Source organism: Enterovibrio baiacu (assembly GCF_004120195.1).
Classification (GTDB): Bacteria; Pseudomonadota; Gammaproteobacteria; order Enterobacterales; family Vibrionaceae; genus Enterovibrio; species Enterovibrio baiacui.
The window spans coordinates 119,856-140,823 of sequence record NZ_SCHN01000006.1; the positions used below are offsets into that span (position 1 = coordinate 119,856).

Here is a 20,968-nt window from a genome sequence, read left to right on the forward strand (position 1 = left end):
GGGGTGCAGTTGTATGGCATCTAAAGAAAATGCGCTGAATTCAGAGGCGACCACTCGCCCAGAGAAGAAGCAAAATATTTTCTACAACCCGACTTTCCGCTCTGTCGTCTTCCAATTTGTCGCCATTGTCGCGCTGGTATTTTTTGTCTTTACCATCGTAAACAATGCTCTGACGAATCTCGATGCACGAGGGATTGCTACTGGGTTTGGGTTCTTGAGCCAAGAAGCTGGTTTCGGCATTGGTTTAACACTTATCGAATATGATGAAACATATTCCTACGGAAGAACCTTCTTTGTTGGGCTTCTTAATACGGCACTGGTTTCTGTGCTCGGTATCATACTTGCAACCGTTTTAGGGTTCTTGATTGGTATCGCTCGATTGTCGAACAACTGGTTACTCAGTCGTTTTGCCGCGGTGTACATCGAAACATTTAGGAATATCCCTCTTCTGCTACAAATCTTTTTCTGGTATTTCGCGGTACTCCAAGCATTACCCTCACCAAAAGAAAGTTTGAGTATTGGTGAATCATTTTTCTTAAACGTCCGTGGCTTGTATTTCACTCGCCCTGTGTTTGAGGAAGGCTCCACCATCATCTTCATCGCACTCATTGCGGCACTTGTATTCAGCTTTGTGTTTTCCCGCTGGGCAAAACGCAAACAAGAAACAACTGGCCAACAAACGCCCGTCCTAAGCATATCGTTGACAGCCATCGTTGGTTTACCGCTGATCGCTTTCTTTGCTTCAGGTATGCCTGTTTCACTTGAATATCCTGTGTTGAAAGGCTTTAACTTCCGTGGTGGTTTTTCCATCATCCCTGAGCTAGCCGCACTAATGCTGGCACTTGCGATTTATACCGCCTCTTTCATCGCTGAAATTGTTCGCTCGGGTATCAACGCGGTGAGCCATGGTCAAACTGAGGCTGCAATGGCGCTGGGTTTGCCGCGCAATAGAACATTGCGCTTGGTGGTTATTCCACAGGCAATGCGCATCATCATTCCGCCGCTCACCAGCCAATATTTGAACTTGACGAAAAACTCGTCGTTGGCAATGGCCATTGGTTACCCAGATCTTGTTTCTGTGTTTGCGGGTACAACCCTGAACCAAACAGGCCAGGCGATCGAAATCATTGCAATGACAATGGGTGTTTATCTCACCTTGAGCTTGCTGACATCGATGCTGATGAATATTTATAACGCCAAAGTGGCTCTGGTAGAGAGGTAACCCATGACAAAACAACATGAGTTTCAACCAGACCTGCCACCACCACCGAACACGGTGGGTGTGATTGGTTGGCTGAAAAAGAATCTATTTTCATCGCCACTTAACTCGGTCATGACCCTGGTGCTTGCGTTCATCGCATTCAACGGCATTTGGGCTGTGATTGATTGGGCATTCATTAATGCAGATTGGGTAGGCGCAACGCGTGACGCATGTTCGCGGGAAGGCGCTTGTTGGGTGTTCATTAACGTCCGATTCGATCAGTTCATGTTCGGCTTCTACCCTGCTGAAGAGCTATGGCGTCCGAAACTGTTTTACGCAGTTCTCGCTATATTTGTCGCGTTGCTTGTGTATGAGAAAACGCCAAAACGTCCGTGGATCTTGCTGCTGTTCGTTATCGCGTTCCCGCTGATGGCAATCTACCTCCTGCTTGGTGGTGTAGCCGGTCTGCCAAAAGTGGAAACTCACCTTTGGGGCGGTCTGCTGATCACCATGATCATTGCGATTGTGGGTATTGTGATCTCTTTGCCAATCGGGGTTGTGCTTGCATTGGGACGTCGTTCAGACATGCCGATTATTCGCAGCCTAAGCACGGTTTACATTGAAGTATGGCGTGGTGTTCCGCTGATCACTGTTCTCTTCATGGCATCGGTCATGCTTCCACTGTTCATGTCAGGCGAATCTGAAACCAACAAATTGGTGCGTGCACTGATTGGTGTGGTGATGTTTGCATCCGCTTATATGGCAGAAGTCATTCGTGGTGGCTTACAGGCGATTCCAAAAGGCCAATATGAAGCTGCTGATGCGCTGGGTTTAACGTACTGGAAGAAAATGGGCTTTATCATCTTGCCGCAGGCATTGAAGATCACCATTCCTTCGATCGTTAATACCTTCATTGGTCTGTTTAAAGATACAAGCCTTGTACTCATCATCGGTATGTTTGATGTACTTGGTATTGGGCAAGCCGCCAATACGGATCCGAAATGGCTTGGCTTCGCGACAGAAAGCTATGTGTTTGTCGCTCTGGTGTTCTGGGTTTTCTGCTTCGGGATGTCCCGATACAGCATCTATCTAGAAAATAAACTTCACACTGGCCACAAGCGATAAAGAACAAGGATTGTATTATGACGCAACAAGATACCCCAGTGATTAAACTGACAGACATGAACAAGTGGTACGGTCAGTTCCATGTGTTGAAAAACATCAACCTGACGGTCGCAAAAGGCGAAAAAATCGTTATCTGTGGCCCTTCTGGTTCAGGCAAATCGACCATGATCCGCTGTATCAACCGATTGGAAGAACACCAACAGGGTTCGATCATGGTTGGCGGTACAGAATTGACTGATGACCTTAAAAACATCGAGCTTGTGAGAAAAGAAGTGGGCATGTGTTTCCAGCACTTTAACCTCTTCCCTCACCTCACTGTGCTTGAGAACTGCACGCTTGCGCCGATTTGGGTAAAGAAAATGCCGAAGGAAGAAGCGGAAGCCATTGCGATGAAATACCTTGAGCGTGTAAAAATCCCAGAGCAAGCAGACAAGTACCCAGGTCAGCTTTCTGGTGGTCAGCAGCAACGTGTTGCGATCGCGCGTTCACTTTGCATGAACCCGAATGTGATGTTGTTTGATGAACCAACATCTGCACTTGACCCAGAAATGGTGCGCGAAGTGTTAGATGTTATGGTGGAACTTGCAGAAGAAGGCATGACCATGTTGTGTGTTACACACGAAATGGGCTTTGCTAAAGAAGTCGCGGATCGCGTCATCTTTATGGATGCAGGTGAAATTATTGAAGAAAATGAACCCGAACAGTTCTTTAATAATCCACAATCTGACCGTACTCAATTGTTCTTGAGTCAGATTTTGAGCCACTAACGTGCTCATGAGCGAGTTGCGCGACATCGCCAACTCGCCATTAACATCCATTTACAAACTCACACAGGCTTAGCCAAGGGGATATATTAGTATTCTCAACGGCTAAGCTGTTTTATTATCACTAATGCGACACTTGCGACTTGAAATATTGAGCCAAAGACGCAATAACTGTCGTAATAGAAAATATTCGTACCCCATTGGGAGAAAGCTATGAACGATCGTTTTGTTGCTAATGAATACTCGCAAGAGAGTCAGTTAGTAACCAACAGAGTATTACGCAACACCTACTTCCTATTGTCACTTACCCTTGTGTGGTCAGCGGTTGTCGCTGGTGTGTCAATGGCAGCGAACATGCCTTACCCAGGCATCATCATTACGCTGGTTGGTTTTTACGGCTTGCTTTTCTTGACCGAGAAAAACAAAAACAACTCAATGGGTCTTGTGTTCACATTCTTGTTCACTGGCTTCTTGGGTTACACCCTAGGTCCAATTCTTAACATGTATGTGGGCGCTGGCCTTGGTTGGGCAATTGCTCCAGCACTAGGCGGCACAGCATTAACCTTTATGGCATGTTCGGCATACGCACTCACCACCAAACGCGACCTTTCGTTCCTGAACGGTATGCTGATGGCAGGTTTCGTTGTGCTAATCGTAGGTATGATTGCAAACATCTTCCTGCAAATGCCAATGCTGTCTGTTGCGATTAGCGGTATCTTCGTTCTGTTCTCAACAGGCGTTATCTTGCTAACCACGCAATCTATCATCCGTGGCGGCGAGACGAACTACATCTCAGCAACCATTAGCCTGTATGTATCCATCTACAACTTGTTCCTAAGCTTGTTGCAGCTACTGGGTATCTTCGGTGGTGATGATTAATCATCGCATCGATGACAAAGTATGATTCGAAAAGCGCCTACGGGCGCTTTTTTATTTCCCTTCCCTCTTGGCTTTATGCCCTTATCTGTCTTGATGACAGAGCGACAAGCCGATATGCTTTGCGCGATCGAAGAACGAGGTAATCCATGTTGGAAGTAAACGGTAAACACATTGATACCGACGCCCAAGGCTATTTGAAGAACTTTTCCGATTGGTGTGAAGAGTTAGTGCCTTTGCTCGCTGAGCAAGAAAAAATCACGGTGACTGATGCGCACTGGGAAGTGATCTACTTTGTGCAAGAATTCTATAAAGAGTTCAACACCTCGCCGGCTGTTCGCATGCTGGTGAAGGCCATGGAAAAGAAATACGGACCAGAAAAAGGCAATAGCCGATACTTGTTCAAACTCTTTCCAAAAGGGCCTGCAAAACAAGCCACCAAACTTGCTGGCTTACCAAAACCTGCAAAATGTCTTTAAAAAAGAGGTGGTTTAACCACCTCTTTTTCGTTTTATCCCGCCTAATGAGCGTTAACACAATACACTCGCAACATGCACAGCACTCATTAAACGTTTTTTAAAAGCGTACCTGCTAGGATTTGCGCTGACGGTTTGTACTGGCGGTTTGCACTAGCGGATTGAAAAACCGTCGATAGCTTGCCACTCCACCTGCTCATACGTTACGTCTACCACTCGCGACGTTGGTGGCCCTTGTTCAAGCCATTCAAGCAAGGCATGCACATTCTCTTCTTTTCCGCACATCATCACCGTCACTTTGCCATCCGCTTCATTACGGGCGTAACCCGTTAACGAACGCTTCAGCCCCTCGTGCGCGGTATGATAACGAAACCCGACACCTTGAACGTGTCCCGAAACTGATGCTCTGACGCATAATTGTGACATTTATCAACAATCCTCTATTGGTGTTCTGCATCTCTCACAATATAAACCGTGTAACATGACATGCGGTATATATGCATTCGCCCACACTAAACCTTGGAGCTCGTATCTTGAAAGAAACGCCATTTCGCTGGATCGATCAGTACCTGATCAAACTGAGTCTTAAAGAAAAATTCACCTTTCTTTATGCTTTTCTTTTTGCCCTGACCATCGCAACGGGTTCCATTTTATATTCCGCATCTCAAACCCAGATCGACCAAGTACAAGAAAAACATAGCGCAGCACTGAATGCTGTGTTGTCTCAGTACGACATTGATCCACTACAAGCTACAAACATCCTGGTAAGCCATGGTGTCATCTCCTCGTCGACGTATGGCTCAGCCACCACTTACCATGTCAAAGCGCCAAGCCTTTGGTCCCACATCAGTGCGTCATCATGGGCGCTGTTAACGGTACTTTTTGTTCTCGGTTTGATGGCATCGCACTATGTGTCTAGCTTCATCGGCGGCGCGATGTTCACCATGAATTCCGCACTTCAACGCATGTTAGACGGCGACCTCACGAGCCGTATGAACTTCTTCCGTGTGCGTGATGAGTTCAGTGTGATTGCGAATACGGTAGACAATATCGCTGACCGCGAACACAGCTTAGTCAAAGCCATTAAAAATGCCTCCACGCTAATGGAAGGTTTATCTGCCGATCTGAATCGTCGCAGCGCTGAAAGCGAAAAGCTGTCTACCGAACAACGCGGCTACCTTGATTCTCTCGCCAGCGCGACGGAAGAAATGGCGGGCTCAATTCGTGATGTGGCTGCTCATGCTGAAAACACGTCTGGCGAAATCAAGATTGCGGGTGAAGCATCAAAACAAAGCGCTCAGCAAGTCAGCCAAACACTTCACGCCATTCAAGCATTGACCACTGAAATCCAACAAGCCTCAGAAGCGGTCAGTGCGCTTGAGCATAACTCGCAAGAAATTGGCAGCATGGTGTCGACCATCAGTGCTATTTCAGAACAAACCAACCTGCTTGCCCTAAACGCTGCCATCGAAGCTGCTCGTGCGGGTGAACAAGGCCGAGGCTTTGCCGTGGTCGCAGATGAAGTGCGCACGCTGGCTGGCAGAACGCAGCAAGCCACCGTTGAAATTCAGCGCATGATCCAAGATCTAGAAGGCAATACAGGTCACCTTCGTAGCGTAATGCAAGGTACCGTTGATAACGCCATGGCGAGCGAATCTTTGATGCAAAACATCGAATCAGAGATCAATTCAATCACTGAGCGAAGCCTTAATGTTACCGATCGCAGCACCGAAATTGCGACCGCTGCCAACCAACAAGGCAGCGTGGCGAGCACCATTTCCGAAGATGTTGAGAGAGTGCGCCAACAAGCGTGGCAAGTGAGCGAAATGATCCAGCAGTCCACGAATGAAGTGAGCAACCTGCAGAAGCAATCTAGCAGCCTCTCTACACTGGTTGACGGTTTACGCACAGAGTAATCACGCCAACGACACCGAACGTTCAAAAAAACACCCGCATTTTGATGAAAAAACGGCCGCTCACTCAGCGGCCGTTTGCAAATTTGCCCCTCATCTCACACAATACGCGTCCATATTGTGTCAGCTGCTTCTCACCGTGCGGTTGTCTCTCTTTCAGACATTAGGAAAAACCAATGAATCCGTCTGTTTACTTGGTAAAAGGCCGTGAAAAATCACTGCGCCGTCGCCACCCTTGGATCTTCTCCCGCGGCATTCAGCGTGTTGAAGGTAAACCTTCTTTAGGCCAAACAGTGGACGTGTATGATCATCAAGGTCAATGGATGGCTCGTGGTGCGTTTTCTCCTAATTCTCAAATCCGTGTTCGCGTATGGAGCTTTGAGCAAGAAGAGATCGACGTCGCCTTCTTCCAAAAGCGCCTGCAAGAAGCGCAAGGCCTGCGTGATGTTCTCGCAGCGCGTGATGGCTTAACGGGCTACCGCTTGATTGCTGCAGAGTCTGACGGCCTACCTGGTATCACCATCGACCGTTACGGCGATTTCATGGTGTGCCAATTGCTAAGTGCAGGTGCCGAAGCACAAAAACAAAATCTGGTAGATGCGCTTGTCGCCCTGTACCCAGAGTGCAGCATCTACGAGCGTTCCGATGTGTCAGTTCGTAAGAAAGAAGGCCTTAAAGAGCGCACAGGCGTTCTACACGGTGACATGCCACCTGCTTCCGTTGTTATTGAAGAGAACGGCGTGAAAATCAGTGTTGATATCACGGGTGGCCACAAAACCGGTTTCTACCTCGACCAACGTGACAGCCGTGAAGCAGCAGTGAAATACGTTAACGGTAAACGCGTACTGAACTGTTTCTGCTACACCGGCGGCTTCGGTCTTTACTCACTGAAAGGCAATGCAGCAGAAGTGATCAACGTTGATGTGTCTCAGCCTGCGCTAGACATCGCGAAAACCAATGCTGAAATGAATGGTTTTGACGTGTCTAAAGCGGAGTTCGTTAACGCAGACGTGTTCAAACTGCTACGAGAATACCGCGAACAAGGCGAGAAATTCGACGTCGTCATCATGGACCCACCTAAGTTTGCAGAGTCTAAATCTCAGCTAACTGGCGCGTGCCGTGGTTACAAAGACATCAACATGCTGGCAATGCAAATCTTGAAGCCAGGCGGCACCTTACTGACGTACTCGTGCTCAGGCTTGATGGACAACGGCTTGTTCCAAAAAATCATTGCCGATGCTGCACTTGATGCACACAGAAGCGTTCAATTCGTTGAGCGTTTTGAGCAAGCTGCCGACCACCCAATTGACAGCGCTTACCCAGAAGGTTTCTACCTGAAAGGGTTTGCTTGCTACGTAAAATAAGACAACATTGTTTGGCGTGTATGACGTGAATAACTTTCTGCACGCCAAGCCGTCAAGAAATGACCAAGAAGGGATACCGATGAGAAAACGTGTTCTCGCATCTCTGTTCGCCATGCTGCTTCCAATGAGCGCACACGCGGATGTTACGCTACACCTAAATAACAATGTTGAGCTGCTTGCCTTCAACGGCCAAGCACACAAAGGCACTGTGTTCGGCACAGAAGCGCCGATCGTGTTGGAAAACGGTACGCAACAAATCGCGTTTCGCTATGTGGCAAGCATTGAAGAAGGCAAAGACGTCACCTTCGTAAAGTCTGACGTTATTGTCGCGAAGTTTGATGCAGACGACAAAGACATCCACTTTGATTTCCCAGACATTCGCACCACCAAACAAGCCCGCGAATTCCGCAAAAAGCCAGAATTCAAATTGCTAGATGGCAGCGACAGCGCCGTGCCTTTTGCACAAGGCACATTGGAAAAAAGCGGCTTTCAATTAAGCCGTGATTATGTGTCGGAACTACAACGTTTCAATCAAACCGCAGAGCCTGCTTCTTTGCAGCTGTCAGCGACCCAAGTTGCAGCGCCAGTGCCAACAGTTCGCAGTGGCAAAGTGGTTGTCGGTGATAGCGTGGGTAAAAACGAAGAAGAGTACCAATTGCATTACTGGTACCAAAAAGCCGACCAAGAAACGAAAAATCGATTCAGAGCGTTTATCAACGCTAACTGATCGTCTTTTTATGATGAAAAAGCCACCTTCGGGTGGTTTTTTTAGCTTTCAACCTGAGTTTCCTAGCGAATTTTTGGCCTATTCGCTCACATAAGCGGCATTGAAACAGGCGCGTTGAAATATTTATTTCCCACTTCACATTATGGTGATATGTTTCAAATCCAGCATAAGCATCTATACATGATGCTATAAGCAATATTATTATTTGTTAATGGAAAGTGACATGGATAATGAAATCCGCCTACGCGCTCTAGAGCAAACCGACCTTCGCTTTATTCACCAACTCAACAACAACCGCTCAATCATGTCTTACTGGTTCGAAGAACCGTATGAGTCTTACTATGAATTGGAAGAGTTGTTCCGAAAACACATCCACGACAGCAACGAACGTCGCTTTATTGCGGAGAATAGTGAAAAGCAGCAAGTCGGTTTAGTTGAACTGGTTGAAATCAACTCGATTCACCGCAACGCTGAATTCCAAATCATTATTGCACCTGACTATCAAGGTTGCGGCTATGCACGCAAACTGATCAACAAAGCGCTGAACTATGCCTTTACGATCTTGAACTTACACAAGGTGTATTTGAACGTTGCAGTAAATAACGAGAAAGCCATCCACCTTTATGAAAAGAGCGGCTTTATCGAAGAAGGTCACTTGGTAAAAGAGATCTTCGTCAACGGTGAATACTGCGATATCAAGCGCATGTACATCCTTCAAGATACCTATTTGCAGCGCCGCCATCAGCAGTGATTGCTGTTGGTTGATAGTGTTCTAAAAAAGGCTTCTCATTGAGAAGCCTTTTTTGATTTTGGGCATGAGCCAGAGCTCGCAAAGAGACATCGTTCAGTTCACGCGTCCGTCTTCGATCTCTCTCCCACCTCAAGAGCCCCCTCATCATTTATTCGCATGTTTATGGCATCATCTCTTGCGTAGCCCTCACGCCAACGTTGCGTCAGGTATTTAATCAAGGACGATAAAGTGGCCGTAACACTCCGAACAGCGCAACCGGGAGATGTCGATGACATCGCATCAATACACGTTAACTCATGGAAGGCCGCATTTACGGGCCGTATGCCAGATAACTATATTCACAGTTATACCCTGCAACGCCGAGTGGCTGAATGGCATCAATTGCTGACGAGCAACACTGAAACGGTGGTTGTCGCGGAGCTTGATAACAGAGTCGTCGGCTTTTTGTCCTTCAAAATGAGCCAAACACACGAGAATGCGTTCGAACTCAGCAAGCTTTACCTTTGCCCAACTTCCTATGGGAAAGGCGTTGGCAGTTTGCTGATGCACTATTTTGAAAAGGAAGTGATATCCCATCACGTTCACCAGGTAACACTTTATGTCTTAGACAATAATGACGCTGCAATACGGTTTTATACCAAACACGGGTTTGCATTTGCAGAAGGTGCCGTTTCAGAAGAGTTTGAGGGCAAAGTGATCGTTGATCTATTGATGATTAAACACATGACAACCTAGGTATATCAGCTTACCTTCAACCAAAAGCAACTTTAGTAGGCAAACGACAAACGTATGGATATTCAAAAAGCCTCCAAAACAGACTTAGCGGCAATAACAAACCTTTGTCCACTTCCCCTATCCTGAGACAGTCTAAACTGGAGTTTTCTGCCACAGATAATGCAGGAGAGCACCATGAAGAAGTCACGGTTCACTGAATCACAGATTGTCACGATCCTCAAAGAAGCCGACGCAGGCATGAAAGTTGACGATATTTGCCGCCAACACGGTATCAGTAGCGCAACCTATTACAACTGGAAAGCTAAATATGGCGGATTGGATGCGTCTGAGCTGAAGCGCATCAAGGAGCTAGAGGCAGAAAATGCCAAGCTCAAAAAAATGTTTGCCGACGTCAGTTTGGAGAACCATGCCATGAAGGAGCTGTTCGCAAAAAAGGGCTGGTAGTGTGTGAGAAGCGAGATTGTACACACACGTTAGTCGCCGCTGGGCTAAGTGTTCTTCGTGCATGCCGACTTACGGCGATGGGACGCGCAAGTTACTATCGAAAACCCAAGGATTGGCGTATTGCCGATGCTGAGGTTATTGATGCCATTAATGCGGTACTTGAAAAAGCCCCCAATGCTGGGTTCTGGAAGTGTTTCTGGCGAATAAAGCGAAAACCTAATCGGTTCAATCATAAGCGGGTATACCGTGTTTACTGCCGTATGGGATTAAACCTAAAACGGCGTCAAAAGCGCGCACTACCGCCACGAATTGCTATGCCGCTGGATGTGGTGGAAACACCAAACCATCAATGGGCACTCGACTTTGTGCATGACTCCCTGTATTGCGGCAAACGCTTTCGGACGCTCAATATTCTCGATGAGGCTACACGCGAATGTTTAGCCATAGAAGTGGATACCAGCTTGCCTGCAGGACGTGTGGTGCGTGCCCTCGAACAGTTGAAACAAGAACGCGGCTTGCCAAAACAGCTGCGAATGGATAACGGACCAGAGCTTATCTCTGAGCAATTAACCGACTGGTGTAAAGCACACGATATCGAGCTTGTGTATATCCAGCCTGGCAAGCCTCAACAGAACGGTTTTGTTGAACGCTTTAATAGTTCATTCCGACGAGAGTTTTTGAACGCATATTTGTTTGATTCGTTAGCTCAGGTTCGGGAGATGGCATGGGTATGGATGTGTGATTATAACGAAGAGCGCACCCACGAAAGTTTAGGAAACATCCCTCCGGCGGAATACCGGAGACAACTAGAAACCTCTAGTTATGAATTGTCTCGCTAAAGGGGAAGTGGACACCTTGTCTCAGCCGTGTCAGAAATCGACGTACTGCCTTTGCTTACCCAACAAGGGCAAGATGAATACAAAGCTCGCGTGTTGCCTGACCTTTCCACAACGCTTGATGAGAAACGGTTTATCGCTATCAAAGCCACATCTGGCAGCCAATTACTTGGGTTTGCTGCGCTAAGGGACGGGAATTACTTAACGCATCTGTTCGTTTCTCATGCATCTCAGGGTACAGGTTTGGGTCGTCAATTGCTGGCTGTCCTTTTGAATTCCGCTGATGCGAAGGAAATCCGTCTGCGTTCATCCATCAATGCTGTGGGTTTCTACCAACGTCATGGATTTGAAGCTACTGACGAAGAATCAGCGTTTAATGGCATTCGCTTTGTCCCCATGTCGTTGGTGCGCAATTGACCCCTCACACTCCCTTAACGATACATTACTCGCAAAAATCGCAGTCGGTTTTCATCAACTCAATCCTCTGAAGATTATTGCTTTTTCTCGATTTCTTGCTGTGTTTAGCTAACCCGATATTCTGTATTACCTTCATATTGGGTCAGACACATGGACGTCCTACTCGAACAAAACCTTATTCAAATAAACGCTTTTTTCGCGGTAACACTCGGTATTCTCGTGCTGTTCATTGGCAGACGCTTAAACCAAGCGATTCCCTTTCTGAAAGAATTCAGCATTCCAGAACCCGTCACAGGCGGCATTCTCTTTTCGGTGCTGTTTTCACTGTTCTATGCCTTCACCAGCCTTGAAGTCTCATTCGACTTGGTGGCGCGCGACGTTCTTCTCGTCTATTTCTTCACGACAATCGGCATCAACTCTAGCTTGCGTGATTTAATGAAAGGCGGAAAACCCTTAGTGGTATTGCTACTCATCACAATTGGTTACATGGTGATTCAGAACCTGACAGGCATCAGTGTTGCAGGTCTGTTTGGATTGGAAGCACCTGTGGGTCTGTTGGGCGGCAGTGTTTCTTTGATTGGTGGTCACGGAACAGCGATTGCCTGGGCGCCGAGAATTGCGGAAGAATATGGCATCTCAAACGCCATGGAAATTGGTATCGCCAGCGCAACGTTCGGCCTGATTTTGGCGAGTTTGATGGGCGGCCCAATTGCTAAATTTCTGATTCAAAAACACCAGTTGAAACCCGAGACGACAGAGCCACTTGATATTGGATCCGAACACGACTCAGCACCACCGCAGATCAACAGCTTTGATTTTCTCGATGCTGTGTTCGCCATTCACGTCTGCATTATTCTGGGCTTTGGACTTAATGAGGCTATTACGCAACTCGGTTTGCAATTGCCGTTGTTCGTCAGTTGTTTGTTTGCCGGGATCATCATTACCAACCTCGTGCCTAAATCTTTGCCAAGGCTCACAGGCACACAATGGCCATCCCGCAAACCGGCAGTTGCCCTGCTTGCTGACATTTCGTTGGGGACATTCTTAGCCATGTCTTTGATGAGTATGCAGCTTTGGACGCTGATCGACCTCGCAGGCCCGATTTTTACCATTCTGGCAGCACAGTTCTTGGTCGCGATACTTATCAATATTTACGTGGTGTTCCCTACCATGGGTAAGAACTTCGACGCTGCTGTAATCTGTAGTGGATTTGGCGGTATTTCTCTAGGTTCAACCCCGACAGCCATGGCGAACATGTCCGCGGTTTCTCAGCGCTACGGTAACTCGCATCTGGCGTTCATTATCGTGCCTTTGGTCTGCGCGTTTTTCATCGACCTTGTAAATGCCTTAATGATTCCCTTTTTCTTGGCGAATTTTTAGGGTTCAACATCCATCGAAGCGTTGTTTGCTTCTTTTCATCGAACGAGAGCCGATGTTAAATCGGCTCTGTCTTTTCTCGCTCAAGCATTAAAGGCAGCGCATTACACCTCATCCCTACCCGCCTTTTTCTCTCTCAGTTCCTGCTCCAATTCCAGCAACCGGATTTCGGCTTCCAATTCGGCGACGCGGCGTTCTGTGTCTGAGCGGTTATCTTGTCGAAGGGCATCAGCGGTAATTTCGGTGTTCTCACGCTTGCGAGCATCGTCTAAGTCTTTCATCGAGCCTGACACACCGCCCGCGACACCACCTGCAACGGCACCTTTTACAGCAAGGTCTGGCTCGCCAAGCAGAACCCCCATGGTTGCACCAACTAACGCGCCCCCGACAGCACCTCGGTTGCGGTTAGCGTTTTCATTATCCGTATCAAAATCTGATGACGCGCATCCTGCGAGTCCAATAAGTAAGGTGGTAGTTATCAGAGCTTTTGGGAAGCGATTCATCAGGCGCATAGTTCATCTCCAACACGAACAATAAAAAACCGTGTTCAATTATTGCGTGGTGAATGTATTGCAGCCAATTCATCGTCATTATGTCGCTGATAAGTCATGCTAATGAGTGGTCAAATGAAATAGCGTTAGTAGAGACATACAAACAAAAAACGGCCATAAATGGCCGTTTGAGTTGTGAAGGGGTTACTCAATAACAATGCGTTTATGCGCAATGCCCGTGTGGCAATCGATACACGATTCACCCCGTTTATCCATCACCGCATGGTTTAACCTTGCTCGCTGGGGTTGCTCGGACAACAAAAAGTTTTCGCCACTGTGGCAATGTCTGCAATTCGCAGAATTGTCTGCTTCCATATCATCCCATACCATTTGCGCCAATTCTGGCCGGTGTTCTTCGAAGTTCTCCTTCGTGATTTTTCCCGTCATCATGTAGTAAATATCGGCGGTGGCGGCGATCTTCACTTTCATTTTATCGAAGAACGGATGAGGAACATGGCAGTCTGCACAGGTTGCATAGACTTCGCCATCCGAGACGTAATGTGGCGACGCTTTGTATTCCTGCACGATGGTGTCCATGGAAAGGTGACAGCTAAAACAGAACGCATTCTGGTTTGATGCCACCATCACACCCTGAAACCCCGCCCCCATCAAAACAAGAACAAAGATGCCAATGGGAATGCCTAGCCACAATGGCCGTTTCAGCCATCGCCAAAGCGTCTGCCACCGGCTTAGAGGTTGATTCATAATGCCTCCTAAGAGCAAGCTGACGCGAGAGGCCAGCCTGCATTCGGTGCTACTGGCTTTCGTTCAGGTAGCGCGCTTTAAACGCTTTTTGCGCATCCAGTCGGGCTTTTTTCACTTCCTCCGGCTCATTCCCGCTAAACCAAGCATGTTCAGGCCTCGCCAGCACTTCTTCAAGCACGGCTCTCGCGCGTTTTGCGCCCTCGGTATTGCCGTTATGTTCTGCCACTTCCACCACTTCAAGGAACTGAGGCACCATTTCGACATAGAATCGTTCTGCTACTTCGAACATGCCATGCCATTGCACGTAATCCGGCGCTTGCATGGCAGCACCATGGCGCGCACGTCGGCCTTCGTGATGCCACAAGTAAAACCATGTCCACTCGATTTCTTCATCGAAGCTGATCTCAGTCAGCATGTTTTCTTGTGTTAACACCGCCATCAGCGATTTACCTGGGCGAGCAAACTTCTCGTTATACAACTCAACCAAGGAATCAAACTGGATATAGAAGTTTTCAATCATTGATTTGGTGTGGCATGACTGACAGACATTCTGCATGTCCGCTCGGCGTGCTTCCCACGATTTCGAAGGTTTACCAGAAGCGATATCTTTGGCGTCAATTTTCTCTGAAATGGCAGGCCTTAGCGTCCAAGAAATGCGGTTACCCACATCATGTGTAATCGGTAACTCTCGCGTGGCTGACATATGGCAGGTCGCACAAGTAGGCGCAGCATCATAATCTTCACCAACGATCCATTTCGCACTGTCGAGGTTCATTTGATCGACATGGGCGTAAAAATTGATGCCGTGTTTGGATTCTTCATAGATTTCTTTTTGTGGGTGATCGGGACCTAGGTGGCACTTCCCACATGCTTCAGGACGACGGGCTTGGACCATGTCGAATTCATGACGTTGGTGACACGCTGAACAGGCACCAAGCGAACCGTCTGGGTTTATCCGTCCGATGCCAGTATTTGGCCATGTGGTTGGGTCAAGATCGCCATTTTCGAGCACTTTGACTTCTGCACCGTGACATTGCCAGCAACCATTCACCGCAACGGCTGACTGCCCATGCATGGTCATTGCCCCTTCGACAACTTCGGCAAGGAAGTTATCTTGAGACCCGAGAATTTGCGCCGCTTTAGCATGGTGGCTTTCACCAAACTCTTCGACTTCTTTGACATGGCAATTGCCGCAATCTTTTGGAGAAACAATCACTGCGATGTTCTGCCCTTCATGGACAATCGCATCTTTGTCGTCAGGATCAGCTTGGTGACACTCATAGCACCCAACATTAGCACCATAGTGTTTTGAACGCCCCCACTGGGCATAAATCGACGGATTTTTCTCCTTATGACAGGCTGCACACTCCTTGCTTTGCTCGCTGAGTTGATCAAAGGGTTTCATGACGAGCGCCTTTGGCGTCCCCATCACGTCTGAGCTGAAAAACAGCACAGCAAAGACCAAAGACACCACAAGGCTCACTAACCTTATGTGCCCGTTACGTTTTTCTATGCTCATATCGAACCTCACTACACACTGACATTGCTCAGGCTTTTTCCTACCTGTTTTTATGTTCAATTGAAGGCTGCTGACTCTCCAACCCAAGCGTAGAAAGGCTTTTCTATATCCACATTAATTTAAAGGTTAAATGGCAGTAGGATCACAGGGGGTATTTGAGAAGCAAGAAACGAGATTAGAGATTAGAGATTAGAGATTAGAGATTAGAGATTAGAGATTAGAGATTAGAGATTAGAGATTAGAGATGATAGAACGAGAAAGCGCGCGAGCAATACCCCTCCCTCGCAAAGAATCCAGAATCGACGTTCTGAATCGCCTGCGAGTGGCTCTTGCTCCTCCAACATTCCAAGAGGGAGGCTGGGAGGGGGTTGTTGGCTCGTAGAGCCAACACTCACTAGATGAAATAAATACAAACGCTTAGTCCGCTAACTCAAAGATTGGCGAATGTCTTCAAGGCTTGCCGGATCATCAATCGTAGAGGGGACAGTGTAACTTTCACCGTCTGCGATTTGGCGAATGATACGGCGCAGGATTTTACCCGAGCGTGTTTTAGGCAGCCTGTCGACAACAATGGCGCGTTGGAAACAAGCAACAGGGCCGATTTCATTGCGCACTTTCGCCACCAGCGCAGCTTCAATATCGCCACCGACAGACACATATCCGTCTTTTAGTACCACTAAACCTAACGGCACCTGCCCTTTTAGTTCATCATAAACACCGACCACGGCGCACTCTGCAACCGCTTCATGTGCCCCGACAATCTCTTCCATCTCCCCTGTCGATAATCGGTGGCCGGATACGTTAATCACGTCATCAATACGGCCCATCACAAACAAGTAGCCCTCTTCGTCCATGTAACCACCGTCACCGGACACGTAATAGCCGGGAAATTGCTGCAGGTAGCCAGATTCAAACCGATCATGGTTGCGCCAGACCGTGCTCAAACAGCTTGGCGGTAAAGGGCGTTGAATCGCAATGTAACCTTGCGTATTGGCGGGTTGAGGTTGACCTGATTCATCCAAAATCTCGACATGAAAACCCGGTGTAGGTTTGGTGGACGAGCCGGGTTTAATCGCAAAGGTTTCCAGCCCTATCGGATTGGCACTTATCGCCCAGCCCGTTTCAGTTTGCCACCAATGATCCACCACAGGACGCCCTGTTTTTTCTTCCACCCATTCAAGCGTGGGCGGATCAAGTCGCTCACCCGCCATAAAAATATGGCGCAATGCAGACATTGGATACTGCGGAACATGAACACCATCAGGGTCTTCTTTCTTGATGGCACGAAACGCTGTTGGTGCAGAAAACAGCACAGCGACATTGTACTCATCGCACACTCGCCAGAATGCACCGGGATCGGGTGTTCTCACTGGCTTCCCTTCGAACATGATGGTGGTACAGCCATGAATTAGAGGCGCGTACACAATGTAGGAATGCCCGACAACCCAACCCACGTCCGACGCCGCCCAATACACTTCGCCAGGCTTTACGTCATAGATGGCAGACATGCTGTACTTCATCGCAACGGCATGACCGCCATTGTCACGCACCACGCCTTTCGGCTTCCCTGTGGTGCCTGATGTGTAGAGGATGTAAAGCGGGTCTGTGGCATTCACAGTCACGCAATCATGTGGTGTCGCCTTTTCCATCAAAGCCGACCAATCGGCATCGCGCGCGTTGTCCAAATTGGCGGGAAGCGCTTGTCGCTGGAACACCACGACATGTTCGGGCTTCCAACGACTGTCCATGACAGCGCGATCAACCAAGGGTTTGTAAGAAATCACTTTACTGATTTCAATCCCGCATGATGCGGTGAGCAACACCTTGGGCTCGGCATCTTCAAGGCGCACAGCCAGTTCATTCGGTGCAAAACCGCCAAAAACGACGGAGTGAATCGCGCCTAAACGCGCACACGCCAACATCGCTATCGCCGCTTGAGGGATCATCGGCATGTAAATCACCACACGATCGCCTTTTACAACCCCAAGCTCAGCCAGCATGCCAGCGCATTTAGCGACTTGGTCACGCAGCACGGCGTAGCTGTATTGCGCTTTTTTTCCTGTCACGGGTGAATCGTAAATCAGTGCGATTTGATCGCCGCGCCCGTGCTCAACATGATAATCCAACGCCAAATACGCGGTGTTCAATTCACCATCAGGAAACCATCGTTCAATCCCATTGGCATCTTTTTCAAGTGCCACGCTCGGCGGTTTAAACCAGTGAATGTGCGTAGCTTGTTGCTGCCAAAAGGATTCAGGGTTGTCAGTGGCTTGTTGGAAAGCATGTTGATAGGCGGACGTCGTCATGTTTCTTGCCTCTAGGTAGACAGTGGTTTATCCCCCTCGGTGCGAGCGAAGGGAAAATCCTTGGCGGAAAGTCGATGTCGAACTTCACCGCCAAGTAACCACTCAGTCACTACTTTAACTTGCGATTAAAAGACCCTAGCATTGCTCAAAATCAGGTCTGTGTTTAATTGATTGAAAACAACGCCATGAAACGGGTCACGGGTGTATCCATCAATGCATCTTGGTCACAGCACAGTGCATAAATTCTCTCGGTTTGTGCCGCAGGAAAGCGCGTTTGCAGGTTACGTTTGAACTTGGCTTCCAACACAGGGATCCCTTCTTCACGACGGCGACGGTGACCAATGGGGTATTCCACCTCCACTTTTTCCGTCGAAGACCCATCGTTGAAAAACACCTGAACCGCATTCGCAATCGAGCGTTTTTCAGGGTCTAAATACTCTTCGCTGTAACGGGTATCTTCTTGAATCACCATTTTGTCGCGAAGGGCATCGATGCGCGGGTCATTGCGGTGGAAATCATCTTCATAGTGTTCTGCAATCAAATCACCATGAATCAGCGGCACAGCCAGCATGTATTGCAGGCAGTGATCGCGGTCTGCAGGGTTCGCCAAATCGCCCACTTTGGAAATAATTCGAATGGCGGATTCGTGCGTGGTGACTTCAATGCGGTCAATCTCATCCAATCGATCTTTGATTTGCGGGTGCAAGGTAACGGCACATTCCACCGCCGTTTGCGCATGAAATTCCGCGGGGAATGAAATCTTAAACAGCACGTTCTCCATGACGTAGCTGTTGAACGGCTGATTCACGCGGAAGGCTTCGCCTTTGAAAAGCACATCGTAGAAGCCCCACTTCTCCGCCGTCAGCACTGACGGTAATCCCATCTCACCTTTCATGGTGATCATCGCCAGACGAACAGCACGTGATGTTGCATCACCTGCCGCCCATGATTTTCGTGAACCTGCGTTCGGCGCGTGGCGATACGTGCGCAATGAACAACCATCAACCCATGCTTGCGAAAGCGCATCGATTACTTGGTCACGATTTCCGCCCAACATGCGCGTCACTACCGCGGTTGATGCCACGCGCACCAACAACACATGGTCTAGGCCGACGCGGTTGTAACTGTTTTCCAGCGCCATGACACCTTGGATTTCATGCGCTTTGATCATGGCGGTCAGCACATCATGCATGGTCAACGGCGCATTTCCTTCCGCGATTGCAACGCGACTGAGATAATCAGCCGTCGCCAAAATACCGCCCAAGTTGTCTGACGGATGCCCCCACTCCGCAGCGAGCCATGTGTCGTTGAAATCGAGCCAACGGATCATGCAACCAATGTTGAACGCAGCCGTGATCGGGTCAAGTTCATGAGAGGTGCCCGGCACCCGTGCGCCGTGTCGAACCGTTGTGCCAGGTACTAAAGGCCCCATGTGTTTCGTGCATTCAGGAAAGCGCAATGCAAGCAGCCCACAACCCAGCGTATCCATCAAACAGTTTCTGGCTGTGTTATACGCTTCTGCCGAATCAATCTCGGTCTCACACACGTAGTCAGCAATGGTTTGGAGCAATGCATCTGGCTCTGGGCGTTGGTTAATATCAACATTCTGTGACATGAATTCGGTTCCTTCCTTATGACGTGGGGTAGCGCAAAATTAACGTTGTTCGATAGGTAACCAATCTTGATGATCGGGACCAATGTAGTCGGCACTTGGGCGAATAATCCGGTTGTGTTCGCGCTGTTCAAACACATGCGCGCACCAGCCTGTGACGCGGCTCATCACGAAGATAGGCGTAAACAGTTCTGTGGGAATGCCCATGAAATGGTAAGCGGAGGCATGAAAGAAATCGGCGTTCGGAAACAAGTCTTTCTCTCTCTTCATGACCTGTTCAATACGCACGGAAATGTCGTAGAGCTTCGCGTCGGGTGCAGATTCTGAAAGCTGTTGTGACCACGCCTTAATCAGCGCATTACGTGGATCAGACTCGCGATAAATCGCGTGCCCGAACCCCATCACCTTCTCTTTGTTTTCGAGCATCTGCATCAGTTCAGCTTCGGCTTGATCTGGGGTTTCCCAGCGTTCAATCATTGCCATCGCGGCTTCATTTGCCCCGCCATGCAACGGGCCTCGCAGTGTGCCAATGGCGGCTGTCACACAAGAATGAAGATCAGACAAGGTTGACGCACACACCCTTGCCGCAAAGGTAGAAGCGTTAAATTCGTGCTCCGCATACAACACCAATGAACAATGCATCACACGGGTATGCAGTTCGGAGGGCGTGTCGCCAGTCAGCATTTCGAGGAAATAACCACCCAAGCTGCCTTGAGAACTCGCGGCTGTATCAATGCGTGTGCCGTCTTGATGGTAGCGATACCAATAACAAATAATGGCAGGAAGGTGTGCAAGTAACGTATCCGCTTTCTTACCCTCTTGTGAGAAATCGGTTTCCATGTCGAGATTGCCTAGCATTGAACAACCGGTTCGCATCACATCCATCGGATGCGCATCTGCCGGGATCTGTTCAAGCACACGGCAAAGAGGTGCAGGTAGACCGCGCATGGCATTGAGCGCGTTTTTATAACCACGGAGTTCTTGGGCATTCGGTAATTTACCTTTCAGCAGCAAATACGCCACTTCTTCGAATTCAGCGTGTTTAGCCAGATCGCTGATGTCATAGCCGCGATACGTTAATCCTGTTCCCGTTTTTCCAACGGTACACAAGGCCGTCATCCCGGCACTTTGACCTCGCAGTCCTTCACCACCCAACGGTTTATTTTTGTCCACCATTGTCCTCTCCTTGTCGTTAGTGTTTGTCTACGTCACTGCCTTTCCATTTTGTTCTCGTTACTGTTTTTCACGTTTGCGTTGTGTACCGACTAA

20 protein-coding genes are annotated in these 20,968 nt (G+C 48.4%); 13 read left to right on the plus strand and 7 right to left on the minus strand.

Translation table 11 applies throughout. The features are described from left to right. Positions 1-13 precede the first annotated feature (13 nt). The 5 genes from EQP46_RS03165 (at position 14) to EQP46_RS03185 (ending at position 4,445) form a co-directional block, all read left to right on the plus strand. Positions 14-1,222, plus strand: coding sequence for an amino acid ABC transporter permease (locus EQP46_RS03165; RefSeq protein WP_129492272.1), 1,209 nt, complete (start codon positions 14-16; stop codon positions 1,220-1,222). 3 nt (positions 1,223-1,225) lie between these two features. Beyond that, positions 1,226-2,326, plus strand: a complete 1,101-nt coding sequence (locus EQP46_RS03170; protein WP_129492273.1) for an amino acid ABC transporter permease — start codon at positions 1,226-1,228, stop codon at positions 2,324-2,326. A 17-nt stretch (positions 2,327-2,343) separates the two neighbouring features. Next, positions 2,344-3,093, plus strand: coding sequence for an amino acid ABC transporter ATP-binding protein (locus EQP46_RS03175; RefSeq protein ID WP_017011475.1), 750 nt, complete (start codon positions 2,344-2,346; stop codon positions 3,091-3,093). Between the two features lie 210 nt (positions 3,094-3,303). Next, positions 3,304-3,969, plus strand: a complete 666-nt coding sequence (locus EQP46_RS03180; protein WP_129492274.1) for a Bax inhibitor-1/YccA family protein — start codon at positions 3,304-3,306, stop codon at positions 3,967-3,969. A gap of 146 nt (positions 3,970-4,115) precedes the next feature. Continuing rightward, complete coding sequence (locus EQP46_RS03185; RefSeq protein WP_102385810.1) at positions 4,116-4,445, plus strand: TusE/DsrC/DsvC family sulfur relay protein; 330 nt, start codon at positions 4,116-4,118, stop codon at positions 4,443-4,445. A 150-nt stretch (positions 4,446-4,595) separates the two neighbouring features. On the opposite strand, the gene yccX is transcribed toward EQP46_RS03185, so the two are convergent. After that, entirely contained in the window at positions 4,596-4,868 is a 273-nt protein-coding gene (gene yccX, locus EQP46_RS03190) for an acylphosphatase (RefSeq protein WP_017017125.1), read from the minus strand. 71 nt (positions 4,869-4,939) lie between these two features. Here yccX and EQP46_RS03195 point away from each other — a divergent pair, with 71 nt between their 5' ends. The 8 genes from EQP46_RS03195 (at position 4,940) to gltS (ending at position 13,009) form a co-directional block, all read left to right on the plus strand. Next, on the plus strand, positions 4,940-6,358 hold the full coding sequence (locus tag EQP46_RS03195) for a methyl-accepting chemotaxis protein (RefSeq protein ID WP_129492275.1): 1,419 nt from the start codon (positions 4,940-4,942) through the stop codon (positions 6,356-6,358). 173 nt (positions 6,359-6,531) lie between these two features. Next, a complete protein-coding gene (locus EQP46_RS03200) occupies positions 6,532-7,719 on the plus strand; it encodes a class I SAM-dependent methyltransferase (protein WP_017011470.1) in 1,188 nt (395 codons plus the stop codon). Between the two features lie 79 nt (positions 7,720-7,798). Next, on the plus strand, positions 7,799-8,446 hold the full coding sequence (locus EQP46_RS03205) for a YccT family protein (protein WP_129492276.1): 648 nt from the start codon (positions 7,799-7,801) through the stop codon (positions 8,444-8,446). A 223-nt stretch (positions 8,447-8,669) separates the two neighbouring features. Next, positions 8,670-9,197, plus strand: coding sequence for a spermidine N1-acetyltransferase (gene speG / locus EQP46_RS03210; RefSeq protein ID WP_161972836.1), 528 nt, complete (start codon positions 8,670-8,672; stop codon positions 9,195-9,197). A gap of 228 nt (positions 9,198-9,425) precedes the next feature. Further along, the gene (locus EQP46_RS03215) at positions 9,426-9,932 is read left to right on the plus strand and encodes a GNAT family N-acetyltransferase (RefSeq protein ID WP_129492278.1); all 507 of its coding nucleotides are present in this window, start codon (positions 9,426-9,428) and stop codon (positions 9,930-9,932) included. 174 nt (positions 9,933-10,106) lie between these two features. Further along, a protein-coding gene (locus EQP46_RS03220) for an IS3 family transposase (RefSeq protein ID WP_129492279.1) occupies positions 10,107-11,215 on the plus strand; the annotation gives its coding sequence in 2 pieces (ribosomal slippage) (positions 10,107-10,359 and positions 10,359-11,215; 1,110 coding nt in all). Positions 11,216-11,242: 27 nt separating this feature from the next. Then, positions 11,243-11,629, plus strand: coding sequence for a GNAT family N-acetyltransferase (locus tag EQP46_RS03225; RefSeq protein WP_129492280.1), 387 nt, complete (start codon positions 11,243-11,245; stop codon positions 11,627-11,629). Between the two features lie 150 nt (positions 11,630-11,779). After that, positions 11,780-13,009 (plus strand): sodium/glutamate symporter, encoded by a 1,230-nt coding sequence (gltS, locus tag EQP46_RS03230; protein ID WP_129492281.1) that lies wholly within the window; start codon positions 11,780-11,782, stop codon positions 13,007-13,009. A 101-nt stretch (positions 13,010-13,110) separates the two neighbouring features. On the opposite strand, the gene EQP46_RS03235 is transcribed toward gltS, so the two are convergent. From EQP46_RS03235 to prpC, 6 genes are all read right to left on the minus strand, one after another. Next, positions 13,111-13,518 carry a glycine zipper family protein gene (locus tag EQP46_RS03235; protein WP_129492282.1) on the minus strand — a complete coding sequence of 136 codons (408 nt, stop codon included), beginning with the start codon at positions 13,516-13,518 and terminating at the stop codon, positions 13,111-13,113. Between the two features lie 183 nt (positions 13,519-13,701). Beyond that, on the minus strand, positions 13,702-14,262 hold the full coding sequence (locus tag EQP46_RS03240; RefSeq protein ID WP_129492283.1) for a NapC/NirT family cytochrome c: 561 nt from the start codon (positions 14,260-14,262) through the stop codon (positions 13,702-13,704). A gap of 49 nt (positions 14,263-14,311) precedes the next feature. Beyond that, complete coding sequence (locus EQP46_RS03245) at positions 14,312-15,781, minus strand: multiheme c-type cytochrome (RefSeq protein ID WP_167482746.1); 1,470 nt, start codon at positions 15,779-15,781, stop codon at positions 14,312-14,314. Positions 15,782-16,206: 425 nt separating this feature from the next. Continuing rightward, the gene (locus EQP46_RS03250) at positions 16,207-18,087 is read right to left on the minus strand and encodes a propionyl-CoA synthetase (protein WP_129492284.1); all 1,881 of its coding nucleotides are present in this window, start codon (positions 18,085-18,087) and stop codon (positions 16,207-16,209) included. 163 nt (positions 18,088-18,250) lie between these two features. After that, a complete protein-coding gene (locus EQP46_RS03255; RefSeq protein WP_129492285.1) occupies positions 18,251-19,702 on the minus strand; it encodes a bifunctional 2-methylcitrate dehydratase/aconitate hydratase in 1,452 nt (483 codons plus the stop codon). A 39-nt stretch (positions 19,703-19,741) separates the two neighbouring features. Next, positions 19,742-20,875 (minus strand): bifunctional 2-methylcitrate synthase/citrate synthase, encoded by a 1,134-nt coding sequence (prpC, locus tag EQP46_RS03260; protein ID WP_129492286.1) that lies wholly within the window; start codon positions 20,873-20,875, stop codon positions 19,742-19,744. Positions 20,876-20,968 lie beyond the last annotated feature (93 nt).